The following is a 20920-nucleotide window of genomic DNA, read 5'->3' as shown; positions in this document are numbered from 1 at the left end:
GCCCGCGCGCACGCCGGGGGAAAAGTGCGGTGCGCCCGTCGTTAGGGTGGTCCCACCGACCGGCAGCCAGCCGGCCTGTTCTTCTGTGAGGACCTCATCGTGGCCAAGCCCGCACCCACCGCCCTGGACAACGTCGTCTCCCTCGCGAAGCGTCGAGGCTTCGTCTACCCCTGCGGTGAGATCTACGGCGGCACCCGCTCCGCCTGGGACTACGGCCCGCTGGGCGTGGAGCTCAAGGAGAACATCAAGCGCCAGTGGTGGAAGTTCATGGTCACCCGCCGCGACGACGTGGTCGGCCTGGACTCCAGCGTCATCCTCCCGACCCGCACCTGGGAGGCCTCCGGCCACCTGAGCACCTTCAGCGACCCGCTGACCGAGTGCCAGTCCTGCCACAAGCGCTTCCGCGAGGACCACCTCCAGGAGGACTACGCGGCCAAGAAGGGGAGCCCCGACAACCCGGTGGACCCCGACACCGTCGACATCAACGAGTCGGTGGCCTGCCCCCACTGCGGCACCCGCGGCGCGTGGACCGAGCCGCGCAACTTCAACATGATGCTCAAGACCTACCTCGGCGTCATCGAGGACGAGTCGGGCCTGCACTACCTGCGCCCGGAGACCGCGCAGGGCATCTTCCTCAACTTCGCCAACGTGGTCACGAGCAGCCGGCAGAAGCCGCCGTTCGGCATCGCCCAGATGGGCAAGAGCTTCCGCAACGAGATCACCCCCGGCAACTTCATCTTCCGCACCCGCGAGTTCGAGCAGATGGAGATGGAGTTCTTCGTCAAGCCCGGCGAGGACGAGGAGTGGCACCAGCACTGGATCGACCAGCGCACCCAGTGGTACGTCGACCTGGGCATCGACCCCGACAACCTGCGCCACTACGAGCACCCGGCCGAGAAGCTCTCGCACTACTCCAAGCGCACCGTCGACATCGAGTACCGCTTCGGGTTCTCCGGCCGCGACTTCGAGGAGCTCGAGGGCGTCGCCAACCGCACCGACTTCGACCTCAAGCAGCACAGCGAGTTCTCGGGCAAGGACCTGTCCTACTTCGACCAGGCCAGCAACGAGCGCTACATGCCCTACGTCATCGAGCCGGCGGCCGGGCTCACCCGCAGCCTCATGGCGTTCCTCATCGACGCCTACACCGAGGACGAGGCGCCCAACACCAAGGGCGGCGTCGACAAGCGCGTCGTGCTCAAGCTCGACCCGCGCCTGGCGCCGATCAAGGTCGCGGTCCTGCCGCTGAGCCGCAACGCCGACCTCTCGCCCAAGGCCAAGGCCCTGGCCGCCGAGCTGCGCCAGAACTGGAACGTCGACTTCGACGACTCCGGCGCCATCGGTCGCCGCTACCGGCGTCAGGACGAGATCGGTACGCCGTTCTGCGTCACGGTCGACTTCGAGACCCTCGACGACAACGCCGTCACGGTCCGCGAGCGCGACACGATGACCCAGGAGCGGGTCAGCCTGGACGGCATCTCGCGCTGGTTCGCCGAGCGCCTGCTCGGCTGCTGAGCCACGGCGGTTCCGCCGCCGCCCCGGCCCGACCCGGTGCACAATGCCCGCATGGGACGGGTCGGGCTGGTGGCGTGGGCGTGCGCGGTCGTGCTGCTCGCGGGCTGTTCCGGGCAGACCGGCGCGGACACCGACGGGGACGGCACGTCCACCGCGGGCGCCTCGACCCCTCCGGCCACGGAACCGTCGGGCGGGGCGGGCGCCGAGGACTCGTCGGGCGCCGTCGCGGACACGACCGCGCCCGGCAGCGTGCTCGACGTCGGTGAGACCGCGACCGTCGCCTGGCGCCCGGCCCCGGATGTCGAGGGCGTGCTGGAGCTGGGCGTCGAGGCGGTCCGCGAGGCCGACCCGGCCGACTTCGACGGACTCGTCGCCGCCGGCACGGTCGAGGGCGCCCAGCCCTACTACGTCGACGTGACGGTCGCCAACGCCGGCGACACGGACCTCGGCGGGTTCGACGTCCCGCTCTACCTGCTCGACACCTCCGACACGCTCGGCCCGCCATGGGCCTTCGCGGAGCCGTTCCGGCCCTGTCGCTCCCGCCCCCTCCCGACGTCGTTCGAGCCGGGCGACAGCACCGCGAAGTGCGTGGTCTTCTTCGCGCGCGCCGGTGCGTCGTACGACGCGATGGTCTTCCAGCCGACGCCTGACCAGAAGGCGGTCAGCTGGACGGGCGAGGCGACGAAGGTGGACCGGGACCGGGCGAGGCGCCCCTCCCGACGCAGGCGCTGACCCCTCCGGGGACAATGGGGACATGTCCTTGCCGTCGTCGCTGACCCTTCGCGCTCCCTCCGGGGGATCCGTCACCGTCGACACCCCCGTGGTGCTCGCGCCGATGGCGGGCATCACCAACGCGGCGTACCGACGGCTGTGCGCCGAGCAGGGCGCCGGACTCTACGTCTGCGAGATGATCACCTCGCGCGGCCTCGTCGAGGGTGACGAGACGACGCGCAAGATGCTGGTCTTCGACGAGCTGGAGACCACCCGCTCCGTGCAGCTCTACGGCACCGACCCGCACTACGTCGGACGGGCCGTGCAGATCCTGTGCGACGAGTACGGCGTCGCCCACGTCGACCTCAACTTCGGCTGCCCGGTGCCCAAGGTGACGCGCAAGGGCGGCGGGGGAGCCCTCCCCTGGAAGCGCGGCCTGCTCGGCGACATCGTCGAGTCGGCGGTCGGCGCCGCGACGCCGTACGACGTGCCGGTCACCATCAAGACCCGCAAGGGGCTCGACGACGACCACCTGACCTACCTCGACGCGGGCCGCATCGCCCAGGAGTCCGGCGCCGCCGCCATCGCGCTGCACGGTCGCACCGTCGAGCAGGCCTACTCGGGTCAGGCCGACTGGGACGCGATCGCCGACCTGGTGGCCAGCGTGCAGATCCCGGTCCTCGGCAACGGCGACATCTGGGAGGCGGCGGACGCCGTGCGGATGGTCGAGCAGACCGGCGTCGCCGGCGTCGTCGTCGGGCGCGGCTGCCTGGGCCGGCCCTGGCTCTTCCGGGACCTGGCCGCGGCCTTCGCCGGTGAGCAGGTGGCGACCCTGCCCACGCTCGGCGAGGTGTCCACGATGATGCGCCGGCACGCCGAGCTGTTGAGCGAGCACATGGGGGAGGAGCGGGGCTGCAAGGAGTTCCGCAAGCACGTGACCTGGTACCTCAAGGGCTTCCGCGCCGGGGGAGACCTGCGGCACCGGCTGGCCCTGGTCGAGTCCCTGGCCACGCTCGACGACCTGCTGGCGGACCTCGACCCCGACGAGGGCTTCCCGGTCGCCGAGCTGGGCACCCCGCGTGGTCGGCAGGGGGCCCCGCGCAAGCGCGTCGTGCTGCCCGAGGGCTGGCTCGACGACACCGACGGACGCGACGTCCACGTCCGCGAGGACGCCCTCGAGGTGACGGGCGGATAACGCTGCGGTGACGGAGCGGTCACGGTCCGGTGACGGGGAACACCCCCGGCGAGTCCCGTCAGAATTGGGACAGGCCAGAAATGCTGTGCTTCACTCGTCGTTCTGCCCGTCTCTCCCCCCGAGGCCCTCACAGGCTCGAGAGCCGGTCAGCATCCCCCGAACGCAACAGCAAAGGATCAACGCTGTGGCTCAGCATCGCCACATGCGGGACGCCAATGCCCGCCGCACGCCCTCAGCCATCCAGGTGGCCGGACCCGTCGCCGTCGTCGCGACCCTGTCCGCCGTCGCCCTGGGTGTCCTCACCTCCAACCCCGTCGTCCCCGGCACCGAGGACCTGCTCGCCTCGTCCTCCAACGCCGCGGCCGGGATCTCCGCCTCCGGTGTCGCCCAGCGCAGCGACGTCGTCTCCCGCTCCGAGCGCCGCCAGGAGGCCCGGCAGGAGGCCCGCGCCGAGGCCCGCCAGGACAAGCGCCAGGCCGCGCGACGCGAGGCCCGGCAGGACGCCCGGGAGCAGAAGGCCACGCTCCGCGCCGTCCGCACCGCCGACACCCGGCTCTGGACGACGACCGAGCTCAACCTGTGGACCACCCCCGACGGCGACGCCCGTCGCGTCGGCCTCGTCGACTCCCTCGAGAAGGTCCTCGTGACCGGTCGCAAGGACGGCGACAAGGTCGAGATCGTGGTCGACGGCACCTCCCGCTGGGTGACCGCCGGCTACCTCGCCGACGAGAAGCCCGAGACCGGGCCGTCCCTGGGGGGCCAGTGCACCAACGGCTCCTCCATCGACGCCGGCCGCCCCTCGCTCTACGACATCCACGACGTGGTGTGCGCGAACTGGCCCGAGATCACGGCGTACGGCACCTGGCGCGGCGACGGTGAGCACGGCCAGGGCCGGGCCATCGACATCATGACCAGCGGCGCGACCGGCTGGGAGGTCGCGGAGTTCCTCCGCGCCCACTACTCCGAGCTGGGCATCGAGTACATCATCTACTCCCAGCAGATCTGGTCCGTCGAGCGCAACGGCGAGGGCTGGCGCGGCATGTCCGACCGTGGGTCGACGACCGCCAACCACTACGACCACGTGCACGTCACCGTCTACTGAGTTGATCGGTGCGAGCGCGTCGGCTGCTGCCGCCGCGCTGCCGCACGCTGAAGGGCTCCGCGCGCTCGACCGTCGGTCGTGGTCACTAGGCTCGCGGGCGATGACACCCGACGAGCTGTACGACGAGCACGACCGCGCCCGCGTGGTCGACGAGCCACCCAAGCGCGTCGACGCCCCCGTGCGCACCGCCTTCGAGCGCGACCGCGCCCGGGTGGTGCACGCGGCGGCGTCGCGACGGCTCGCGGCCAAGACCCAGGTGGTCGGTCCGCAGACCGACGACTTCGTCCGCAACCGGCTGACCCACAGCCTCGAGGTGGCGCAGGTCGCGCGTGACCTGGCCCGCGCGCTGGGCTGCCACCCCGACATCACCGAGACCGCCGCGCTGGCCCACGACCTCGGCCACCCGCCGTTCGGCCACAACGGCGAGCGGGTGCTGGCCGAGCTCAGCCAGGACTGCGGCGGCTTCGAGGGCAACGCGCAGACCCTGCGGCTGCTCGCGCGACTCGAGGCGAAGACGTTCGACGCCTCCGGTGCCTCGGTCGGGCTCAACCTCACCCGGGCGACCCTGGACGCCTGCACCAAGTACCCGTGGCCCCGTGACGGTGCACCCGGCCCGGGCGGGGTGCACGCCGACGGCACGCCCCGTGTCGTGGTCAAGTTCGGGGTGTACGACGACGACGTCCCGGTCTTCGACTGGGTGCGCGAGGGCGTCGCCGGACGCCGCCAGTGCGTGGAGGCGCAGGTGATGGACCTCGCCGACGACGTGGCCTACTCGGTGCACGACGTCGAGGACGGGATCGTGGCCGGACGGCTGGACCTGACCCGCCTCGACCTGGACGCGCTCTGGGCGACCGTCCGCGCGTGGTACCTGCCGGGGTCCGGCGACGACGAGCTCACCGAGGCGCTGGCATCCATGCGCCGCCAGGCCAGCTGGCCCACGTCGTCGTACACGGGGACGCGCCGCGACCTCGCGGCGATCAAGAACCTCACCAGCGACCTGATCGGCCGCTTCTGCGGCAGCGTCCAGGCGGCGACGTTCGCGGCGTCCGACGGGCCGCGGGTCCGCCACCGTGCCGAGCTCGTCGTGCCGTGGGAGACGCAGGTGGAGATCGGGATCCTCAAGGGGATCGCGGCGCACTACGTCATGCAGGCCACCGACCGGGTGGCGCTGATGGAGCGCCAGCGGCTGCTGCTCGCCGAGCTCTTCGCAGCCCTGTGGGAGCGCGGGCCCGACGCGCTCGACCGGCCCTTCGCCGACGACTGGGCGGCGGCGGCCGACGAGGCCGGCCGCCGCCGCGTGGTCGTCGACCAGGTGGCGTCCCTCACCGACGCGAGCGCGGTGTCGCGGCACGCCACCCTGGTCGGCTGAGGCTCAGGGCAGGTCGCCCTGGGGGTACGGGTTGTCCTGCAGCGCGACGTTGTCCGGGTTGAGCTGCGACTCCAGGTCGGAGTCGTTGCTGCCCGAGGGCTTGACCTTGTCCGCGGCGGCACTGGCCGCCGAGGTGACCTTGTCCTTGACGACCGGGGCCTGGGCCTTGGCCGTGTCCGCAGCCTGGTGGGCGGCGTCCTGGACGCGCGGGTCGTCCTTGACCTTGGTGGCCATGGACTTGATCTGGTCGTAGCGCTCGCGGCCTGCGCGGGTGCCGAGCACGTAGCCGATTCCTCCGGCGACGAGTACCAACAGCTTCTTCATCATGCATCCTCTCGGTGGGGGTTGTGCGAGTGGTCGTGCGGGGGAGTGTCCTCGTGCTGCTCGCGGATGCGGCGTCCCTGCGCGATGTCCGCGGCCTCCTTCTCCTCGGCCTTGCGGATGTTGCGGGTGTCCCGCGCCGGCAGCTGGAGCTCCTCCTCGGCCGCGATCCCGGCCTGGAGCTGGCGGCCGCGCTCGAGCTCGGAGTCGACCTCGGCGCCGAAGAGCAGCGCGAGGTTCGTGAGCCACAGGTAGAGCAGGGCCACGATGACCCCGGCCAGCGAGCCGTAGGTCTTGTTGTAGGAGGAGAAGTTGGCGACGTAGAAGGTGAAGGCGACCGAGGCCAGCACCCACACCGCGATGGCGGCGAGCGCCCCGACGGAGATCCACCGGAACGTCGGCTGCTTCACGTTGGGGGTGGCGTAGTAGAGGATCGCCACGATCAGCACCACGGCGAGCCCCAGCACCGGCCACTTCGCGATGCTCCAGACGGTCAGGGCCGCGTCGCCGAGCCCGATGACGTTCCCGATGGACTCCGCCACGGGGCCGGAGACCACCAGCATGAGCAGCACGGCGGCCATCAGCACCAGCGCGATGATGGTGATGAACAGCATGACCGGGCGCAGCTTCCAGAACGGCCGGCCCTCCGGGATCTCGTAGATCCGGTTCATCGCCCGCCCGAACGCCCCGACGTACCCCGAGGCGGTCCACAGCGCGCCGAGCAGGCCCAGGACGAGCGTGAGACCGGCACTCTGCGACGTTGCGATCTGGGTCAGCGTCGGCTCGATGGTCCCGAGCATGTCGGCGGAGACCAGCGGGTCCAGGACGTCCAGCACCGTCTGCACCGACTCCTCGGCCTGGCCGACCAGGCCCAGGAGCGAGGTGAGCGCGATGGCGGCCGGGAAGATCGACAGCACGGCGTAGTAGGTCAGTGCGGCCGCGAGGTCCGTGCACTGGTCGTCGGAGAACTCGCGCCACGTCTTGCGCGCGACGTACAGCCAGGAACGCTTCTCGAGGTCCGCGGGGCTGTCGGGCTTGCGGTCGTCCTCGGCGTCCGGGGTCGTGGCCTCGTGGCGGGAGGTGGCGCTGCTCATGACCGGTGGCGCCACCACACCAGGACGATCGCCATCGCGACCAGGGAGCCGGCGGCCGCCAGCACCTCGGGACGCGGGGCACCGTCGTCGGTGGTGGCGCGGTCCTTGACGTCGGCGACCTTGGCTCGCGCCTGCGACTTCACGTCGAGCTTGGCGCTGAGCTGGTCGACCGTCTGCGCCAGCTGCTCGCGCTGGGCGACGATCTCGGCCTCGATCTGCTCGGGGGTCTGCTGGTCACTCATGGTGTGCACCCTTCACTGTGGCGATGTCCTCCTTGACGCCCTCCAGGGCGCGCTCCGGCTTGGGCGGGCCTGCGGAGGCGACCTTGTTCTTGCCCAGGACCCCGGCCGCGGCAGCGGCGGCGAGCAGCACCAGCGCGACGATCAGCGCGGCGAGCCAGGCGTCCACGACGAGCGCGAGCGCCAGCACTGCGGTCGTGACGAGGGTGGCGAGCGCGAAGAACGCGAGCAGCCCGGCCACGCTGAACATGCCGATCCCGACACCCGCGCGCTTGCCCTTCTCGGCCACCTCGGCCTGCGCGAGCCGGATCTCGGAACGGATGAGCTCGGGGACCTGTTGGGTCATCTGGTGCACCAGCCCCCCGAGGGTCTGGTCGTCGGTCGTCCGGGAATCAGTCATGCCTCCAACGTGCCCCACCTGCCCGGGAATGTGAATCGGGCGCACCCGTGGGGGTGGCACGCAGGGCGGACGTAGACTCCGCCACGTGGCAGGCCGGATCCGCGACGACGACATCGCCGAAGTTCGCGAGAAGGCGCGCATCGACGACGTCGTGTCGTCGTACGTCACGCTGAAGCGCGCCGGTGGTGGCTCGCTCAAGGGCCTGTGCCCCTTCCACGACGAGAAGTCGCCCTCCTTCAACGTCAACCCGTCCCGGGGGTTCTTCCACTGCTTCGGCTGCCAGGAGGGCGGCGACGTCATCTCCTTCCTGATGAAGATCGACGGCCTGTCCTTCGCCGAGTCCCTCGAGCGGCTCGCCGACAAGTACGGCGTGGTGCTGCGGCGCGAGGACGGCGACCAGGTGGAGCGCCCGCGCGGGCCCGCCCGTGGCCGGTTGATCGAGGCGCACAAGATCGCCCAGGAGTTCTACGCCGAGCAGCTCGGTACCCCCGACGCGCTGGTGGCCCGCCAGTTCCTCGGGCAGCGCGGCTTCGACCAGGCCAGCGCGGAGACCTTCGGTGTGGGCTTCGCGCCCCGCGACGGCGAGGCGCTGCTGCGGCACTTGCGCGGGCGCCGCTTCTCCAACGAGGAGCTGGTGACCGCCGGCCTCGTCAAGCAGGGCCGCTCCCACTACGACGCGTTCCGCGGTCGCCTGCTGTGGCCGATCCGCGAGGCCAGCGGCGAGACGATCGGCTTCGGCGCCCGGCGGATCTTCGACGACGACCGCATCGACGCCAAGTACCTCAACACCGGCGACTCCCCGATCTACAAGAAGAACACCGTCCTCTACGGCCTCGACCTGGCGCGCCGCGACATCGCCCGTTCGTCGCAGGCCGTGGTGGTGGAGGGCTACACCGACGTGATGGCCTGCCACCTCGCCGGCGTCCCCACCGCCGTCGCCACCTGCGGCACCGCCTTCGGCGACGACCACGCGCGCGTCCTGCGGCGCTTCCTGCACGACCACGAGGAGTTCCGCGGCGAGGTGATCTTCACCTTCGACGGCGACGCCGCCGGGCAGAAGGCCGCGCTCCGCGCCTTCGGTGGCGACCAGAACTTCGTCTCCCAGACCTACGTCGCCGTCGAGCCCGACGGGCTGGACCCCTGCGACCTGCGGTTGCAGAAGGGGGACGCGGCGGTGCGCGAGCTCATCGCCACCCGCAAGCCGCTGTACCGCTTCGTGATGGGCAACGTGCTGACCAAGTACGACCTGGACCGCGCCGACGGTCGCGTCGACGCGCTGCGCGAGGCCGCCGCCCTGGTCTCGAGCATCCGCGACAAGTCCAAGGTCGACGCGTTCGCCCGGGAGATCGCCGGGATGATCGGCGTCGACGTGGACGACGCCCGCGCCGAGGTGCGCCGCGCGGCCAGCCGCCCCGCCCCCGGCAGCGCTCGTCCCGACGCCCGCCCCGACCCCCGTCGTACGACGCCGGAGCCGGACGCCGCCCCGGCGCCGCAGCGCAAGCAGCTGCCCAGCCTGCGTGACCCCCGGTTCTCCATCGAGCGCGAGACGCTCAAGATCGTCATCCAGCACCCCGCGGCCGTCGGCCGGGTGATCAACGGACTCGGCCCCGACGACTTCAGCCACCCGGTCTTCCGCGCGGTGTGGGAGGCGATCGCGGCGGCCGGCGGGCCGGCCGCGGGCGCCGAGGACGGCGGCTGGAGCACCCGGGTGCGGTCGTCGGTGACGGACCCGCACGTGTCGTCCGCGATCTCCGAGCTCGGCGTCGAGCCGGTGCTCACCCCGGCCGCGCCGTCGCCCAGCTACGTCGCGGCGCACGTCTACCGGCTGCAGGAGCTCACCACCATGCGGCGCATCGCCGACCTCAAGTCGCGCCTCCAGCGCACGAACCCGGTCGAGCACCAGGTCGAGTACAACAAGATGTTCGGCGAGCTGGTCGCCCTCGAGCAGCACCGCCGCACCCTGCGCGACCAGCAGGTGGCGGCCCAGTGAGGTCGCTGCGCCGCACCTCCGTCCCGGACGTCGCCGTCGGTCCGGGGGAGCGGGTGCTCGCCTGGTGCCGCACCGACGACGACCGGGTCCTGGTCGGCACCCGGGACGCGCTGTACGTCGCCGGTGGCGACGCCGACGCACGGACCCGGATCCCCTGGGAGCGGGTCGAGGCGGCCGACTGGGACAGCGAGACCGACGTCCTGCGCGTCTCGCTCGTGGGCTCGTGGGGCGAGCAGCGGGTCGAGCACGCGCTGGGTCTCGTCGAGCCGGGTCGACTCCTCGAGCTGGTCCGCGAGCGCGTCACGGCGAGCGTCGTGCTCCAGCGCCACGTCGCGCTGTCCGGGCGTCGCGGCGTGCGGGTGATCGGTCGCCGGGCGCCGCGCGGCGACGCGTCGATCGAGTGGTTCTACGAGTACGACGAGGGCGTCGACCCGGACGACCCGGCCGTCCGCACGGCGGCCTCCGAGGCCCTCGCCGAGGCCCGCGCCGACGTGGGGTCGACCTGATTTCTCAACGCCGCACCCGCCTTGCTAGTGTGCTCTCGCTGCTCAGCGGTCCCCTGTAGCTCAACTGGCAGAGCATTCGGCTGTTAACCGGAGGGTTGTTGGTTCGAGTCCAACCGGGGGAGCCAGTGAAGGGCCCTCGTCCTGCGGAAGTCGCAGGTCGGGGGCCCTTTCGCATGAGTGCTCAGGTCCGCGCGCGCGCCGCCTCGACGCCGGCCTTGACGAGGACGAGCGGCAGCAGCAGCGTGGCGAGCGCGGTGGCCAGCCACACGATGACGGTGGCCGTGAGCCACGTGCCCACCCCGCCGTCGATGGTGAGCGAGTCACCGATGAGGGTCGTGAGCCACAGCGCGACGAAGGTCGAGAGCAGGCCCACACCGCCGAGGAGCGCTGCGGCGTTCCTCGCAGTGACCTTGGCGATGAACGGAGCGAGGACGCTCTGGATCACGGCGAACAGCAGCACCGCGAGGAGGAACCCGCTCGTGGTGACGTCGACACCGTCGACGAGGGCCGCGGCCACGAGCAGGCCGACCGCGGCGGACACGAGGAAGACGGCCGTGCGGAGCAGGAACCGGATCATCCCGCCAGACTAGGCACCCCCGTGCGTCGTCGACAGGGGCCAGTGACCTCTGGGACAGGGACCTGTGGTCCGGGCGTCGCATGAGGTAATCAGAGTGACTTAGTACGATATACGCATGACGTCACAGGACGGACCGGACACGGGTCGGGTCGGCGAGCCCTCGCCCGACGCTGCCTTCTCGGCCGCCTTCCCGCTCGTGGTGGCCGTCTCCCTGATCGCCGTCGCCCTCACCGAGCGGTTCGAGGCACTGCCCGGCGCGATCGCCGCGTTCACCTCGGCCTACCTCCTGCTGCGCGAACCGTGAGCCGGGTGGGGTCCGTGCGTCCCGGTCAGGCCCGGGAGGTGCCGGGAAACGCCTCGGCCAGCACTGCGGACGCGGACTCGACCGCCGGCGGCAGGTCCACGTGTCCGATGAACCCGGCACCCCGGGGTCCGTAGCCGCGCGCGTCGTCGCGCAGCCGCCTGACCTCGCCCCGGACCAGGTCGACGAGGCGGTCCAGGTCCCAGGCGCGGTGGCCCGCGTCGTCGTACCCGCCGTCGGGGCGGACGTCCGGCACGAACGGGGCGTGACTCGCGAGCGACACGTCGCGTCCCGCGAGGGCGTGGACGAAGGACTCGTGGGTCCGTCGCTGCATCGTCGGGTCCTGGACGACGACCACGCGGCCGTCCGGGAGCAGGGGTGCGGTGAGTGACGCGTTCTCGCCGCAGTGGGTGGACGCCTCCTCGAGGGTGATCCGGTCCGGGTCCACGCCGTGGTGCGCGACGAGCAGGGCCGCGAGCACCGACGACTCCGACCGCCCGTCGTCGTCCGGCACGTCGGCCGACGTCCGGCGCCGTACGGCGGCGAGCAGGGCAGGCGTGGAGTGGCCGCGCCCGCCGGTCACCACGAGGCGGGCGTGCGGGTGCGCCTCGAGCAGTGCGGCGGTCACGTCGAGCGAGCGGAGCACGCCGCTCCCGCACAGGACCACGACGTCCGGTTCCTGCACGGGGTCGCGACGGACCAACCAGGTGGACACGGTGGCGAGGGCGGCCAGGGAGGCGGCCGAGGGGGCGGCGATCAGTCGCCCCAGCCCAGCGGGTAGACCTCGAACGGTGCCGCGAAGGCGACCCCGAGGCCCTGGCCGGTCTGGCGGGCCATCCCCTCCAGGAACTCGCGCGGGTCGAAGTGCTCCCAGCCGAGCCCGTCGATGTAGGCGCGGTGCGCCTCCAGCGACGCGACCCCGGCGTCGAACGTGTCGGTGGTGTCGACCGCGTGGCGGGCCTCCGGTGACCCGGCCGCCCACACCGCACGTACGTCGCCCCAGGGCTCGAGGTCGCCCTCGAGCTGCTCGGGGAAGATCCACCGGTTGCCGGCATCGCGGGCCGCGTCGAGCACGGCCCGTCCGACCGCGATGTGGTCGGCCTGGTTGAGCGACTGCCCGCCCCACGACTCGCGGAAGTTGCCGGTGACCACCACGTCCGGGCGGTGCCGGCGGACGACCTCGGCGAGCGTGCGCCGCAACGGCACGCCGTACTCGACGATCCCGTCCGGCAGACCGAGGAACTCGACCGTCGACACGCCCACCAGTCGTGCCGACTCGACCTGCTCCGCCTCGCGCACGCCACGGCACTCGTCCGGGTGCAGACCGTCGATCCCGGCCTCGCCGCTGGTGACCATGCAGTAGACGACGTCCTTGCCCTGGCCGGTCCACCGGGCGACGGCGGCGGCCGCGCCGAACTCCAGGTCGTCCGGGTGCGCCACGATGCACAGCGCACGTTGCCAGTCCTCGGGAAGCGGTTCGAAGGCGCTCATGGTCCGAGCATGGCACCCAAACCGGTGGCGGGCGACAGGTCGGCCGGGGTCAGATGTCCCCATGGAGATCCACCGGCTCGATGTCCACGACGATGCCGCGACGCGGGCGTTCCACGACGTCGAGCGGGCGGTGGCGCGCCACGACCGGCCGCACGCCATCACCCGCACGTACGACGCGATGCTCGGCTCGTGGCGCCATCCCAGCCCGTACCGTCGCTACCTTCCCCTGGTGGCCGTCGTCGGCGGACGTGTCGTCGGCGTGGCCGAGCTCGGATTCTCGCTGCAGGACAACATGCACCTCGCCGACCTCGAGATCTCGGTCCTGCCCACCCATCGGCGTCACGGCGTCGGCCGGGCCCTCCACGTCGAGGCCACCCGGCTGCGGCGCGCCGAGGGGCGCACGAGCTGCTGCGGCGAGGTGTACGAGGTCCCGGGGAGTGCGTCGCCGGGAGTGGCGTTCGCGACCGCGCTCGGCTACCGGAGCAGGCACGTGGAGGACCACCTGCTGCTCCCGCTGCCCGCCGTGCCGCCCCCGGTGGACGTCGCGGGCTACGAGGTCCTGACCTGGCGCGACCGGTGCCCCGACGAGTACGTCGACACCTACTGCGAGATGCGGACCCGGATGAACCACGACGTCCCCCTCGGCGAGCTGGACTACGAGCCCGTGGACATGACCGTGGAGCGGCTGAGGGTGGGGGAGGAGCGCACCGGGCGCTCGTACACCTCCGTGGTCGCGGTGGCGCGCCGGAAGGCGGACGGGGTGTTCGGCGGCTACTCGCTCACCTACCTCGCGCACGGCACGGACCAGGCACTCCAGGACGACACCCTGGTGATGCCCGAGCACCGCGGTCGCCACCTCGGCGCCGCGCTCAAGGCAGCGACGCTGGCGATCGTCCTGGCCGAGCATCCCGATCGGGTCGCCATCCACACCTGGACCGATCCCGACAACGCCGCGATGTACCGGACCAACACCGCCTTCGGCTACCGCAGCGTCGAGCGGATGCACGAGATGCAGACGACCGATCCGACCACATTGTGAAGTGAAATGACTGACTTTATGGTTTAAGGTCTCGGGCATGACCAGTGCCCCCCTCAGTCGTCGCGGCTTCCTCACCCTCGCCTCCGCCGTCGGCGTGACCGCCGTGGTCCGGCCGTCGCTGGCCGTCGCCGCCACCGGGCCGATCCTCAAGCCGATCCCGCCCGAGTGGTTCGTGGCCTTCGGCACCAACGCCGAGATGCGCTGGGACTCCGTCGACCCGCGCCGCTACCGCACCACCCAGGAGCGGTTGTTCGTGCGCAACCACACGGCGACGCCGACGATCGACGCCGCGTCGTACCGGCTGCGGATCTTCGGCGACGGCCTCCGTACGCCGCGCGCGGAGGCAGACGCGGTGTCGCTGTCCCTGGCCGACCTCAGGGCCCTGCCGCAGACCTCGCTCACCGCCGTGCACGAGTGCACCGGCAACGGCCGCCGCTTCTTCGCCGCCCAGCAGGGGCAGCCGGCAGCGGGCACGCAGTGGTCGCTCGGCTCGGTCGGCACCGTGCGCTGGGACGGCGTACGGCTGCGTGACGTGCTCGCCTCCGTGGGCCTGGACGCCGGGGCGGTCTCGATCCAGGCCGCCGGGCTCGACGACCCCTACGTCACCGGAGGCGTCGACCACGGCCGCGTACGCCGCCCGTTCCCGGTCGCCAAGGCCCTCGAAGATGCCCTCCTCGCCTGGGGCGCCGACGGTGACCCACTGCTGCCGGATCACGGTTTCCCACTACGGCTGGTGCTGCCCGGGTGGGTGGGGATCGCCAGCATCAAGTGGCTCGGCTCGCTCGAGGTGTCGACCTCCGAGCTCACCTCGCCCTGGAACACGAAGTGGTACCGGATGACCGGGGGCGACTTCGCGGCCGACTCCCCGCCGCTCACCGTCAACCCGGTGCGCTCGGCGTGGGAGCTGGCGTGGGACGCAACCCTGCCCGCCCGGCCCGTGCGGCTCACCGGTCGCTCGTGGAGCGGTGCCGCCCCCATCGCCCGTGTCGACGTCAGCCTCGACGGCGGTCGATCCTGGCGCCCCGCCGTCCTGGACCGTGCCGGTCGCCAGGAGCAGGGGTGGACCCGCTGGTCGGTCCAGTGGGCGCACCCGCGCCCGGGCAGCCACGAGCTGCTCGCGCGGGCCACCGACGCCCTCGGTCGCACGCAGCCGGCGGTCGCGGCGTACAACGACAACGGCTACTTCTTCGACGCCGTCGTCCGGCACCCCGTCCGGGTCGCGTGATCGCACGCCCGCCGCGGCCGGCGGACCGGACGGTTGCGTAGGCTCACCCCCGCCCCGGGGCGGTAGCTCAGTCGGTCAGAGCAGAGGACTCATAATCCTTGGGTCGTGGGTTCGAGCCCCACCCGCCCTACGCAGTGCCTGCGTCCTACGCCGGGCCCAGCCACCTCTCGCGGTAGGCCCGGACGCCCGCCCTCGCCTGCTCCAGCGCGCCGAGGAGCCGGGCCAGGACCGCGGACGCACCGGACGTCGTGCCGGCATCGCCGATGGCCTCGAGGTCGCGGGCCAGGCTCGCCACCTCGACGGCCCCGAGGTTGGCGGCGCCGCCGGCGAGCTTGTGGGCGTGGCCACGCAACGCGTCGGCGTCGCCGGTCTCGACGGCACGGCGCAGGTCCTCGGCCGCCGCGACCGTGCTCTCCTCGAAGCGGGCAGTCACCCGGTCCAGGTAGGAGGTGTCCGTGGGGTCCATGTCGCGCAGCAGGTCGAGGCGGGAGAGGTCGAGCGCACCCTCGCCCGCGAACCAGCGCGCCAACGTCCGGGTGAGGTGCTCGAGGTCGACCGGCTTGGTGAGGAAGTCGTCCATGCCCGCCGCCAGGCAGCGCTCGCGCTCTCCGGCGACGGCGTTGGCGGTCATCGCGATCACGAGGGTGCGCTGGGTGTCGCCCTCCCGCGCGCGGAGGGCACGGGTCGCCTCGTACCCGTCCATGCGCGGCATCTGCACGTCCATCAGCACCAGGTCGTACGACGCCCGCTCCAGGGCCGCGAGCGCCGCGACCCCGTCCTCGGCGGTGTCGGCCGTGTGCCCCAGGGCCGTCAGCATGCCGGTGGCGACGAGCTGGTTGACCCGGTTGTCCTCCACCACCAGCACCCGCAGCGCAGACACCGGCACGGGCGACTCGTGGCGGACCGTCTCGGCGAGGGTGACCGGCGCGGCGCCTGTCGCTGGCCGGATGACCCCGGTGAACCAGAAGCTGCTGCCCCGACCGGCGCTGCTCGTGTAGCCGATGTCGCCCCCCATGGCGCGAGCCAGCTCCCGCGAGATCGCCAGTCCCAGCCCCGTGCCGCCGTACCTCCGGGTGGTGGAGGAGTCGGCCTGCTGGAACGGCGCGAAGACGTCGGTCAACGACGGGTCGATGCCGATGCCGGTGTCGTCGACGCGCACGGTGAGCCGCCACAGGTCACCCAGCCGATGGGCCCGCACGGACGCGCGGACGCTGCCGGCCGCGGTGAACTTCACCGCGTTGGTGAGCAGGTTCGCGACGACCTGGCTCAGCTTGGTCGGGTCCCCGCAGAGGACTGCCGGGACGCTGGCGTCGTACTCCACCTCGAGCTGCAGGCCCTTGGCGGCGGCGGCGCCGGCGATCGGCCCGGCCACGTGGCCCAGCACGGCTCGCAGGTCGAAGTCGACCTGTTCCAGGACCACCCGCCCGGCCTCGATCTTGCTGAAGTCGAGGATGTCGTTGATCAGTGACAGCAGCAGCCGACCGGACGTGTGGATGCCGTCGGCGAGCCGGCGTTGCTCCGCGTCGAGTCCGGTCCGCAGCAGGAGGTCGTTGAGGCCGAGGACCCCGTTGAGCGGAGTGCGGATCTCGTGGCTGACCGTGGCGAGGAACTCGGACTTCTGCTGCGAGGCCATCATGGCGGCGTCGCGCGCCTCGGCCAGTGACTGCTCGGCCAGCTCACGGGCCAGCACGTGCTCGAGCTGTTGCACGACGTGGTCGAGCATCCGCTCGATCAGCTCGAAGCGCTCCAGCGGGGGGATGGCGGTCATGACCCCGACCGCGTGCACCCGCCCGAGGTGAGTGATGGGGAAGGCGACCGACACCCGCCGCTCGTCCCACTGCATGGTCCCGGAGCGGGCGGCCCGGGTGGCCACCGCCAGCTCGCGGGCGGCGCGCTCGGGGTGCGCCGCGTCGTCGGCGATCTCCGCCTCCCGTTCCTCCGCCACCGGGTGGAGGCGGGTGAGGCGGTCACCCTCGACGAGGAACGCCACGGCACGCTCCCAGTCCGGCATGAGGAGGAGCAGCTCCCGGCCGCGGCCGAGGACCTGGACGAGGCTGTGGGCGTCGTTCGCCGCACTGGCGACGCCCTGAAGCAGGTCGTACTGCGACACCTTGTCGGCCAGGTCGGCACGCGCCTGCGTCAGCGCGGTGAGGGTCGCTCGCCGGTGCGAGTAGTCGCTGACACGGTGCAGGACGCCGGCCAGCGTGCCGTCCGGAGCCCGGACGGCGCTCTCGCGCACCAGGACCCACAGCGTGCTGCCGTCGTGGCGGACCCACTGGCACTCGACGTCGTGGGGGTTGAAGAGCCCGGCACGCAACGCGGCGAGGTGCGTGTCGAACTGCGCGCGACCCTCTTCGTCCAGGGTGTCGAAGACGGTGAGTGCACCCACGTCCGCGGGCTCGACGCCGTACAGCTCGGCGATCGCGTCGTTGGCGTAGATCGTGCGACCGTCGAGGTCGAAGACCCAGATGCCGTCCGGTGACTCCTCGACGATGCTGCGGTAGAACGCATCGTCCATCCCGTTCCCGACATCGGCCACGGGGCCACTGTAGGGAGGAGAGGGTCGCCGGGTCAGGCCTCCCCGGCGATCAGGTAGGTGTCGTCCTGGCGCACCAGCTGCAGGGACACGTCGTCGGTGTCCTCGCGGCCGCTCTCCATGACGTAGTCGACGGTGTAGGTGACCGTGAGCGACTCGGGGTCCGCCGTGATGTCGCGCGGCGTCGCCGACTCGACGGTGCCCCAGAAGCCGGAGTAGCCCTCGAACCCGTTGCTGGCCTGCTGGAACTGCGGGGTCAGCATCGCGAACGACGCTCGCGGGTCCGAGGTGACCGTCGCGAGGTAGTCCTCGATGAAGGCGGTCATCTCCCGACGTGTCGCGACCGGGGTGGCGTCCTCGGTCGGCGACTCGCTGCTCGGCGACTCGCTGGTGGGTGACTCGCTGGACGGTGACGGGCTCGACGACCCGGACCCCGGGTCGGCGGCGGGCTGCCCCGGGTCGTCCTGGAGGGAGGCCACCACGAGGATGCCGATGAGGATGGCTGCTGCGGCCGCCACGAGCCACGGCAGGACCGAGCGACGTCGCCGGGGCTGTCGGGGCGTGGGGGCGATCGTCCCGGTCTGCTCGGACCGCGCGGCCGGGGCTTCCGGCGGTGCCGCGGCCGGCGGGACGGCCGGGACGGGCTGCACCGGGGTCCGGGTCGTCGCGCCCGTCGGCACGACCTGGGTCGGTGTCTCGCCGCGGCGCAGCGCGTCGAGGTGGTCGCGGACCTGGGCCATCGTCCAGCGCCGCTCGGGGTCGCGGACCATCGTGTGCTCGAGCACCTCGGCCATCGGGCCGGCGTCGGGCAGCCGCGGCGGCTCCTCGTGCACGATCTTGTAGAGGCCGCCGATGAGGTTCCCGCCCACGTCGTACGGCGCGTGACCGGCGAGGGCGTGGAAGAGGGTCGCGCCCAGCGACCACACGTCGCTGGCCGAGGTCGCGGTCGAGCCCGAGGCCACCTCGGGGGCCAGGTAGGCCGGGGAGCCGGTGACCAGGCCGGTCTGGGTGAGGCTGGCGTCGGCCATGGCGCGCGCGATGCCGAAGTCGGTGAGCTTGGCCTGGTCCGCGGCGGTCAACAGGATGTTCGAGGGCTTCACGTCCCGGTGGACGATGTCGTGCTCGTGCGCCTCGGCAAGGGCGTCGGCGGCCTGCCACAAGAGGGACGCGGCCTCGTCGGGGCCCAGCCGTCCGCGGCGACGGATGCGCTCGGCGAGGGTCTCGCCCTCGACGTACTCCATCACCAGCCACTGGTGGTCGTCCTCGACGACGAGGTCGTAGACGGCGACGACGTGCGGGTGGTTCAGCGCCGCGGCCAGCCGGGCCTCGCGCTCGGCACGGGCGAGGTCCGGCGCGTCCGCGCCCGGGACCATGCCGATCCGCTTGAGCGCCACCGGGCGGCCGAGGACCTCGTCGCGGCCGAGGTGCACGGCACCCGTGCCGCCACGACCGACCTCACGCTCGAGGGTGTACCTGCCTGCGATCACGTCATGCCTTCCATCTGGGGAGATCACACATGCTAGGCGCGGCCGCCGTCTGGCAGGCTGGGGGAGAACCCCCACCGGAAGGAACACCCCCGTGTCGACCCCGAACGTCCTCGACGAGCTGGCCTGGCGAGGACTCGTCGCCCACTCGACCGACATCGACGCGCTGCGTACGGCGCTGGGCGAGGGGAGCGTGCGGTTCTACGTCGGCTTCGACCCGACGGCGCCGAGCCTCCACATGGGCAACCTGGTCCAGCTCGTCACGGCCCGCCGCCTCCAGGACGCCGGCCACACGCCGTACGTCCTCGTCGGCGGCGCCACCGGCATGATCGGCGACCCGAAGGACTCGGGGGAGCGCACGCTCAACAGCCTCGACACGGTCAAGGACTGGACCGAGCGGGTGCGCACCCAGGTCTCGGCGTTCGTCTCCTTCGACGGCCTCAACGCCGCCACCGTGGTCAACAACTACGACTGGACGGCATCCCTGTCGGTCATCGACTTCCTGCGCGACATCGGCAAGCACTTCCCGGTCAACCGGATGCTCGCTCGCGACACCGTCAAGCGCCGCCTCGACTCCGGCATCAGCTACACCGAGTTCTCGTACGTGCTGCTGCAGTCGATGGACTTCATGGCGCTCAACCGCGATCACGGGGTGACGCTCCAGTTCGGCGGGTCCGACCAGTGGGGCAACATCACCGGCGGCGCCGAGCTCATCCGGCGGGCGAGCGGCAACCAGGCGCACGCCTTCGCGACGCCGCTGGTCACCAAGGCCGACGGGACCAAGTACGGCAAGACCGAGGGCGGTGCCCTGTGGCTCGACCCGGAGATGATGTCGCCGTACGCCTTCCACCAGTTCTGGCTCAACGTGGAGGACGAGAAGGTCGCGGAGATGCTGCGCATCTTCACCTTCCTGTCCCGCGAGGAGATCGAGGCGCTGGAGAAGCAGACCGCAGACGAGCCGTGGAAGCGGGCGGCCCAGCGTCGGCTCGCGGACGAGGTGACCACCCTCGTCCACGGGGCGGAGGAGACCGAGCAGGCCAAGGCCGCGGCCGCCGCACTCTTCGGCGGGGGAGACCTGCGCTCGATCAGTACGGCGACGCTGGCCGCCGCCGTCCGTGAGGCCGGCAGCGCCACGGTCGCCCGTGCGGACATCCCCTCCGTCGTCGACCTCTTCGTCGAGGCCGGGCTCGCCAAGAGCAAGGGCGAGGCACGGCGAACCGTCTCGGAGGGCGGGGCCTACCTCAACAACGAACGGGTGGAGGACCCCGAGCTGGTGCCCGGGGAGTCCGACCTGCTCGGGGGTTCCTGGCTGGTCCTGCGCCGCGGCAAGAAGAAGTTCGCCGGCGTCGAGGTGCGCTGAATCCGGGGGCCAGCGAGGCTCCCGAAGCGTGCGCCACGCGCGTGTCGCGCATCGAAAGCGCCTCTGACCTGCGCAAACGCGATTGTGCCCCCCGTCACACGGTTTCGATTTGCACGACCGTGGGCATCGGTCTAATGTTCTCTTTGTCGCCAGGGAGCGGCGGGGAGCAAGGCCAGAAGGCCGGGCTCCCGGCCCCAGGTGGACCAGCCGCACCACCTCGATCGAGGCGGCTCCGCACCGAGTGCAGAGCAAACCAGATCGTAACGCTGCGGAAGGCGGGAAAAGCCAGCGATTTGCGTCGCAGGAAAAACACCGCCTAGTGTTGGACAAGCCACCGCAGCTCGTAGCCAGTTGGTTGCAGCACGGTAATGCGTCTGATGTTTGAGAACTCAACAGTGTGTCATAGTCGACGAATTAGTTTGTTATGCCCCGTCACCATGGCTTTTTGGTCGTGGTGGTGGTTTCTTT

The 20920-nt window shown here is 71.7% G+C and carries 20 protein-coding genes and 2 tRNA genes; 13 read left to right on the top strand and 9 right to left on the bottom strand.

Translation table 11 applies throughout. The features are described from left to right. Positions 1-99 precede the first annotated feature (99 nt). The 5 genes from ASG94_RS18780 (at position 100) to ASG94_RS18760 (ending at position 5889) form a co-directional block, all read left to right on the top strand. The gene (locus tag ASG94_RS18780; RefSeq protein WP_082624360.1) at positions 100-1512 is read left to right on the top strand and encodes a glycine--tRNA ligase; all 1413 of its coding nucleotides are present in this window, start codon (positions 100-102) and stop codon (positions 1510-1512) included. A 51-nt stretch (positions 1513-1563) separates the two neighbouring features. Then, complete coding sequence (locus ASG94_RS18775; protein WP_056928020.1) at positions 1564-2244, top strand: hypothetical protein; 681 nt, start codon at positions 1564-1566, stop codon at positions 2242-2244. A gap of 22 nt (positions 2245-2266) precedes the next feature. After that, on the top strand, positions 2267-3418 hold the full coding sequence (gene dusB / locus ASG94_RS18770) for a tRNA dihydrouridine synthase DusB (RefSeq protein WP_056928019.1): 1152 nt from the start codon (positions 2267-2269) through the stop codon (positions 3416-3418). A 202-nt stretch (positions 3419-3620) separates the two neighbouring features. Further along, positions 3621-4520, top strand: coding sequence for a hypothetical protein (locus ASG94_RS18765; protein WP_056928018.1), 900 nt, complete (start codon positions 3621-3623; stop codon positions 4518-4520). A gap of 100 nt (positions 4521-4620) precedes the next feature. After that, complete coding sequence (locus ASG94_RS18760) at positions 4621-5889, top strand: deoxyguanosinetriphosphate triphosphohydrolase (RefSeq protein WP_056928017.1); 1269 nt, start codon at positions 4621-4623, stop codon at positions 5887-5889. A 3-nt stretch (positions 5890-5892) separates the two neighbouring features. On the opposite strand, the gene ASG94_RS18755 is transcribed toward ASG94_RS18760, so the two are convergent. The 4 genes from ASG94_RS18755 to ASG94_RS18740 are packed head-to-tail and all read right to left on the bottom strand — an operon-like array spanning position 5893 to position 7943. Further along, entirely contained in the window at positions 5893-6213 is a 321-nt protein-coding gene (locus ASG94_RS18755) for a YtxH domain-containing protein (protein WP_200958197.1), read from the bottom strand. Then, positions 6213-7304 carry a YihY/virulence factor BrkB family protein gene (locus tag ASG94_RS18750; RefSeq protein ID WP_056928165.1) on the bottom strand — a complete coding sequence of 364 codons (1092 nt, stop codon included), beginning with the start codon at positions 7302-7304 and terminating at the stop codon, positions 6213-6215. Before ASG94_RS18750 ends, ASG94_RS18755 begins: the two co-directional genes overlap by 1 nt. Then, positions 7301-7546 (bottom strand): DUF3618 domain-containing protein, encoded by a 246-nt coding sequence (locus ASG94_RS18745; RefSeq protein WP_056928016.1) that lies wholly within the window; start codon positions 7544-7546, stop codon positions 7301-7303. The genes ASG94_RS18750 and ASG94_RS18745 overlap by 4 nt, the downstream gene beginning before the upstream one ends. Next, positions 7539-7943 (bottom strand): phage holin family protein, encoded by a 405-nt coding sequence (locus ASG94_RS18740; RefSeq protein ID WP_056928015.1) that lies wholly within the window; start codon positions 7941-7943, stop codon positions 7539-7541. The genes ASG94_RS18745 and ASG94_RS18740 overlap by 8 nt, the downstream gene beginning before the upstream one ends. Positions 7944-8028: 85 nt before the next feature. Here ASG94_RS18740 and dnaG point away from each other — a divergent pair, with 85 nt between their 5' ends. The 3 genes from dnaG (at position 8029) to ASG94_RS18725 (ending at position 10564) form a co-directional block, all read left to right on the top strand. Beyond that, positions 8029-9933 (top strand): DNA primase, encoded by a 1905-nt coding sequence (gene dnaG, locus ASG94_RS18735; RefSeq protein ID WP_056928014.1) that lies wholly within the window; start codon positions 8029-8031, stop codon positions 9931-9933. Further along, entirely contained in the window at positions 9930-10439 is a 510-nt protein-coding gene (locus tag ASG94_RS18730) for a hypothetical protein (RefSeq protein WP_056928013.1), read from the top strand. The genes dnaG and ASG94_RS18730 overlap by 4 nt, the downstream gene beginning before the upstream one ends. A 49-nt stretch (positions 10440-10488) precedes the next feature. After that, positions 10489-10564 (top strand) — tRNA-Asn (locus ASG94_RS18725). 56 nt (positions 10565-10620) lie between these two features. Here ASG94_RS18725 and ASG94_RS18720 read toward each other — a convergent pair. After that, the gene (locus ASG94_RS18720) at positions 10621-11016 is read right to left on the bottom strand and encodes a phage holin family protein (RefSeq protein ID WP_056928012.1); all 396 of its coding nucleotides are present in this window, start codon (positions 11014-11016) and stop codon (positions 10621-10623) included. Between the two features lie 115 nt (positions 11017-11131). Between ASG94_RS18720 and ASG94_RS18715 the strand changes: the two genes are divergently transcribed. Then, the gene (locus ASG94_RS18715; protein WP_056928011.1) at positions 11132-11320 is read left to right on the top strand and encodes a hypothetical protein; all 189 of its coding nucleotides are present in this window, start codon (positions 11132-11134) and stop codon (positions 11318-11320) included. 25 nt (positions 11321-11345) lie between these two features. Here ASG94_RS18715 and ASG94_RS18710 read toward each other — a convergent pair whose 3' ends face one another. Further along, positions 11346-12032, bottom strand: coding sequence for a YdcF family protein (locus ASG94_RS18710; RefSeq protein ID WP_162260843.1), 687 nt, complete (start codon positions 12030-12032; stop codon positions 11346-11348). A 41-nt stretch (positions 12033-12073) separates the two neighbouring features. Beyond that, the gene (locus ASG94_RS18705) at positions 12074-12808 is read right to left on the bottom strand and encodes a PIG-L deacetylase family protein (protein ID WP_056928009.1); all 735 of its coding nucleotides are present in this window, start codon (positions 12806-12808) and stop codon (positions 12074-12076) included. Positions 12809-12869: 61 nt separating this feature from the next. Here ASG94_RS18705 and ASG94_RS18700 point away from each other — a divergent pair, with 61 nt between their 5' ends. The 3 genes from ASG94_RS18700 (at position 12870) to ASG94_RS18690 (ending at position 15202) form a co-directional block, all read left to right on the top strand. Continuing rightward, a complete protein-coding gene (locus ASG94_RS18700) occupies positions 12870-13847 on the top strand; it encodes a GNAT family N-acetyltransferase (protein WP_056928008.1) in 978 nt (325 codons plus the stop codon). A gap of 37 nt (positions 13848-13884) precedes the next feature. Continuing rightward, positions 13885-15072, top strand: coding sequence for a sulfite oxidase (locus ASG94_RS18695; RefSeq protein ID WP_082624358.1), 1188 nt, complete (start codon positions 13885-13887; stop codon positions 15070-15072). 56 nt (positions 15073-15128) lie between these two features. Next, positions 15129-15202 (top strand) — tRNA-Ile (locus tag ASG94_RS18690). 15 nt (positions 15203-15217) lie between these two features. On the opposite strand, the gene ASG94_RS18685 is transcribed toward ASG94_RS18690, so the two are convergent. After that, entirely contained in the window at positions 15218-17611 is a 2394-nt protein-coding gene (locus tag ASG94_RS18685) for a hybrid sensor histidine kinase/response regulator (RefSeq protein WP_156411705.1), read from the bottom strand. Between the two features lie 32 nt (positions 17612-17643). Further along, positions 17644-19095, bottom strand: a complete 1452-nt coding sequence (locus ASG94_RS18680; RefSeq protein ID WP_056928005.1) for a serine/threonine-protein kinase — start codon at positions 19093-19095, stop codon at positions 17644-17646. Between the two features lie 91 nt (positions 19096-19186). Here ASG94_RS18680 and tyrS point away from each other — a divergent pair, with 91 nt between their 5' ends. Beyond that, a complete protein-coding gene (gene tyrS, locus ASG94_RS18675) occupies positions 19187-20452 on the top strand; it encodes a tyrosine--tRNA ligase (RefSeq protein WP_056928004.1) in 1266 nt (421 codons plus the stop codon). Positions 20453-20920 lie beyond the last annotated feature (468 nt).

The organism is Nocardioides sp. Soil805, from assembly GCF_001429625.1.
Lineage (GTDB): Bacteria > Actinomycetota > Actinomycetes > Propionibacteriales > Nocardioidaceae > Nocardioides.
The sequence above is the reverse complement of the archived record's forward strand: the minus strand, read 5'-3'. Positions and strand labels throughout refer to the sequence as shown.

Bases quoted from the DNA above. Each gene is read 5' to 3' on its own strand.
- ASG94_RS18720 (WP_056928012.1), bottom strand. From the start codon at position 11,016: ATGATCCGGTTCCTGCTCCGCACGGCCGTCTTCCTCGTGTCCGCCGCG.
- ASG94_RS18700 (WP_056928008.1), top strand. From the start codon at position 12,870: ATGGAGATCCACCGGCTCGATGTCCACGACGATGCCGCGACGCGGGCG.
- dusB (WP_056928019.1), top strand. From the start codon at position 2,267: ATGTCCTTGCCGTCGTCGCTGACCCTTCGCGCTCCCTCCGGGGGATCC.
- ASG94_RS18760 (WP_056928017.1), top strand. From the start codon at position 4,621: ATGACACCCGACGAGCTGTACGACGAGCACGACCGCGCCCGCGTGGTC.
- ASG94_RS18695 (WP_082624358.1), top strand. From the start codon at position 13,885: ATGACCAGTGCCCCCCTCAGTCGTCGCGGCTTCCTCACCCTCGCCTCC.
- ASG94_RS18740 (WP_056928015.1), bottom strand. From the start codon at position 7,943: ATGACTGATTCCCGGACGACCGACGACCAGACCCTCGGGGGGCTGGTG.
- ASG94_RS18745 (WP_056928016.1), bottom strand. From the start codon at position 7,546: ATGAGTGACCAGCAGACCCCCGAGCAGATCGAGGCCGAGATCGTCGCC.
- ASG94_RS18715 (WP_056928011.1), top strand. From the start codon at position 11,132: ATGACGTCACAGGACGGACCGGACACGGGTCGGGTCGGCGAGCCCTCG.
- ASG94_RS18755 (WP_200958197.1), bottom strand. From the start codon at position 6,213: ATGAAGAAGCTGTTGGTACTCGTCGCCGGAGGAATCGGCTACGTGCTC.
- ASG94_RS18750 (WP_056928165.1), bottom strand. From the start codon at position 7,304: ATGAGCAGCGCCACCTCCCGCCACGAGGCCACGACCCCGGACGCCGAG.
- ASG94_RS18765 (WP_056928018.1), top strand. From the start codon at position 3,621: ATGCGGGACGCCAATGCCCGCCGCACGCCCTCAGCCATCCAGGTGGCC.
- ASG94_RS18705 (WP_056928009.1), bottom strand. From the start codon at position 12,808: ATGAGCGCCTTCGAACCGCTTCCCGAGGACTGGCAACGTGCGCTGTGC.
- ASG94_RS18775 (WP_056928020.1), top strand. From the start codon at position 1,564: ATGGGACGGGTCGGGCTGGTGGCGTGGGCGTGCGCGGTCGTGCTGCTC.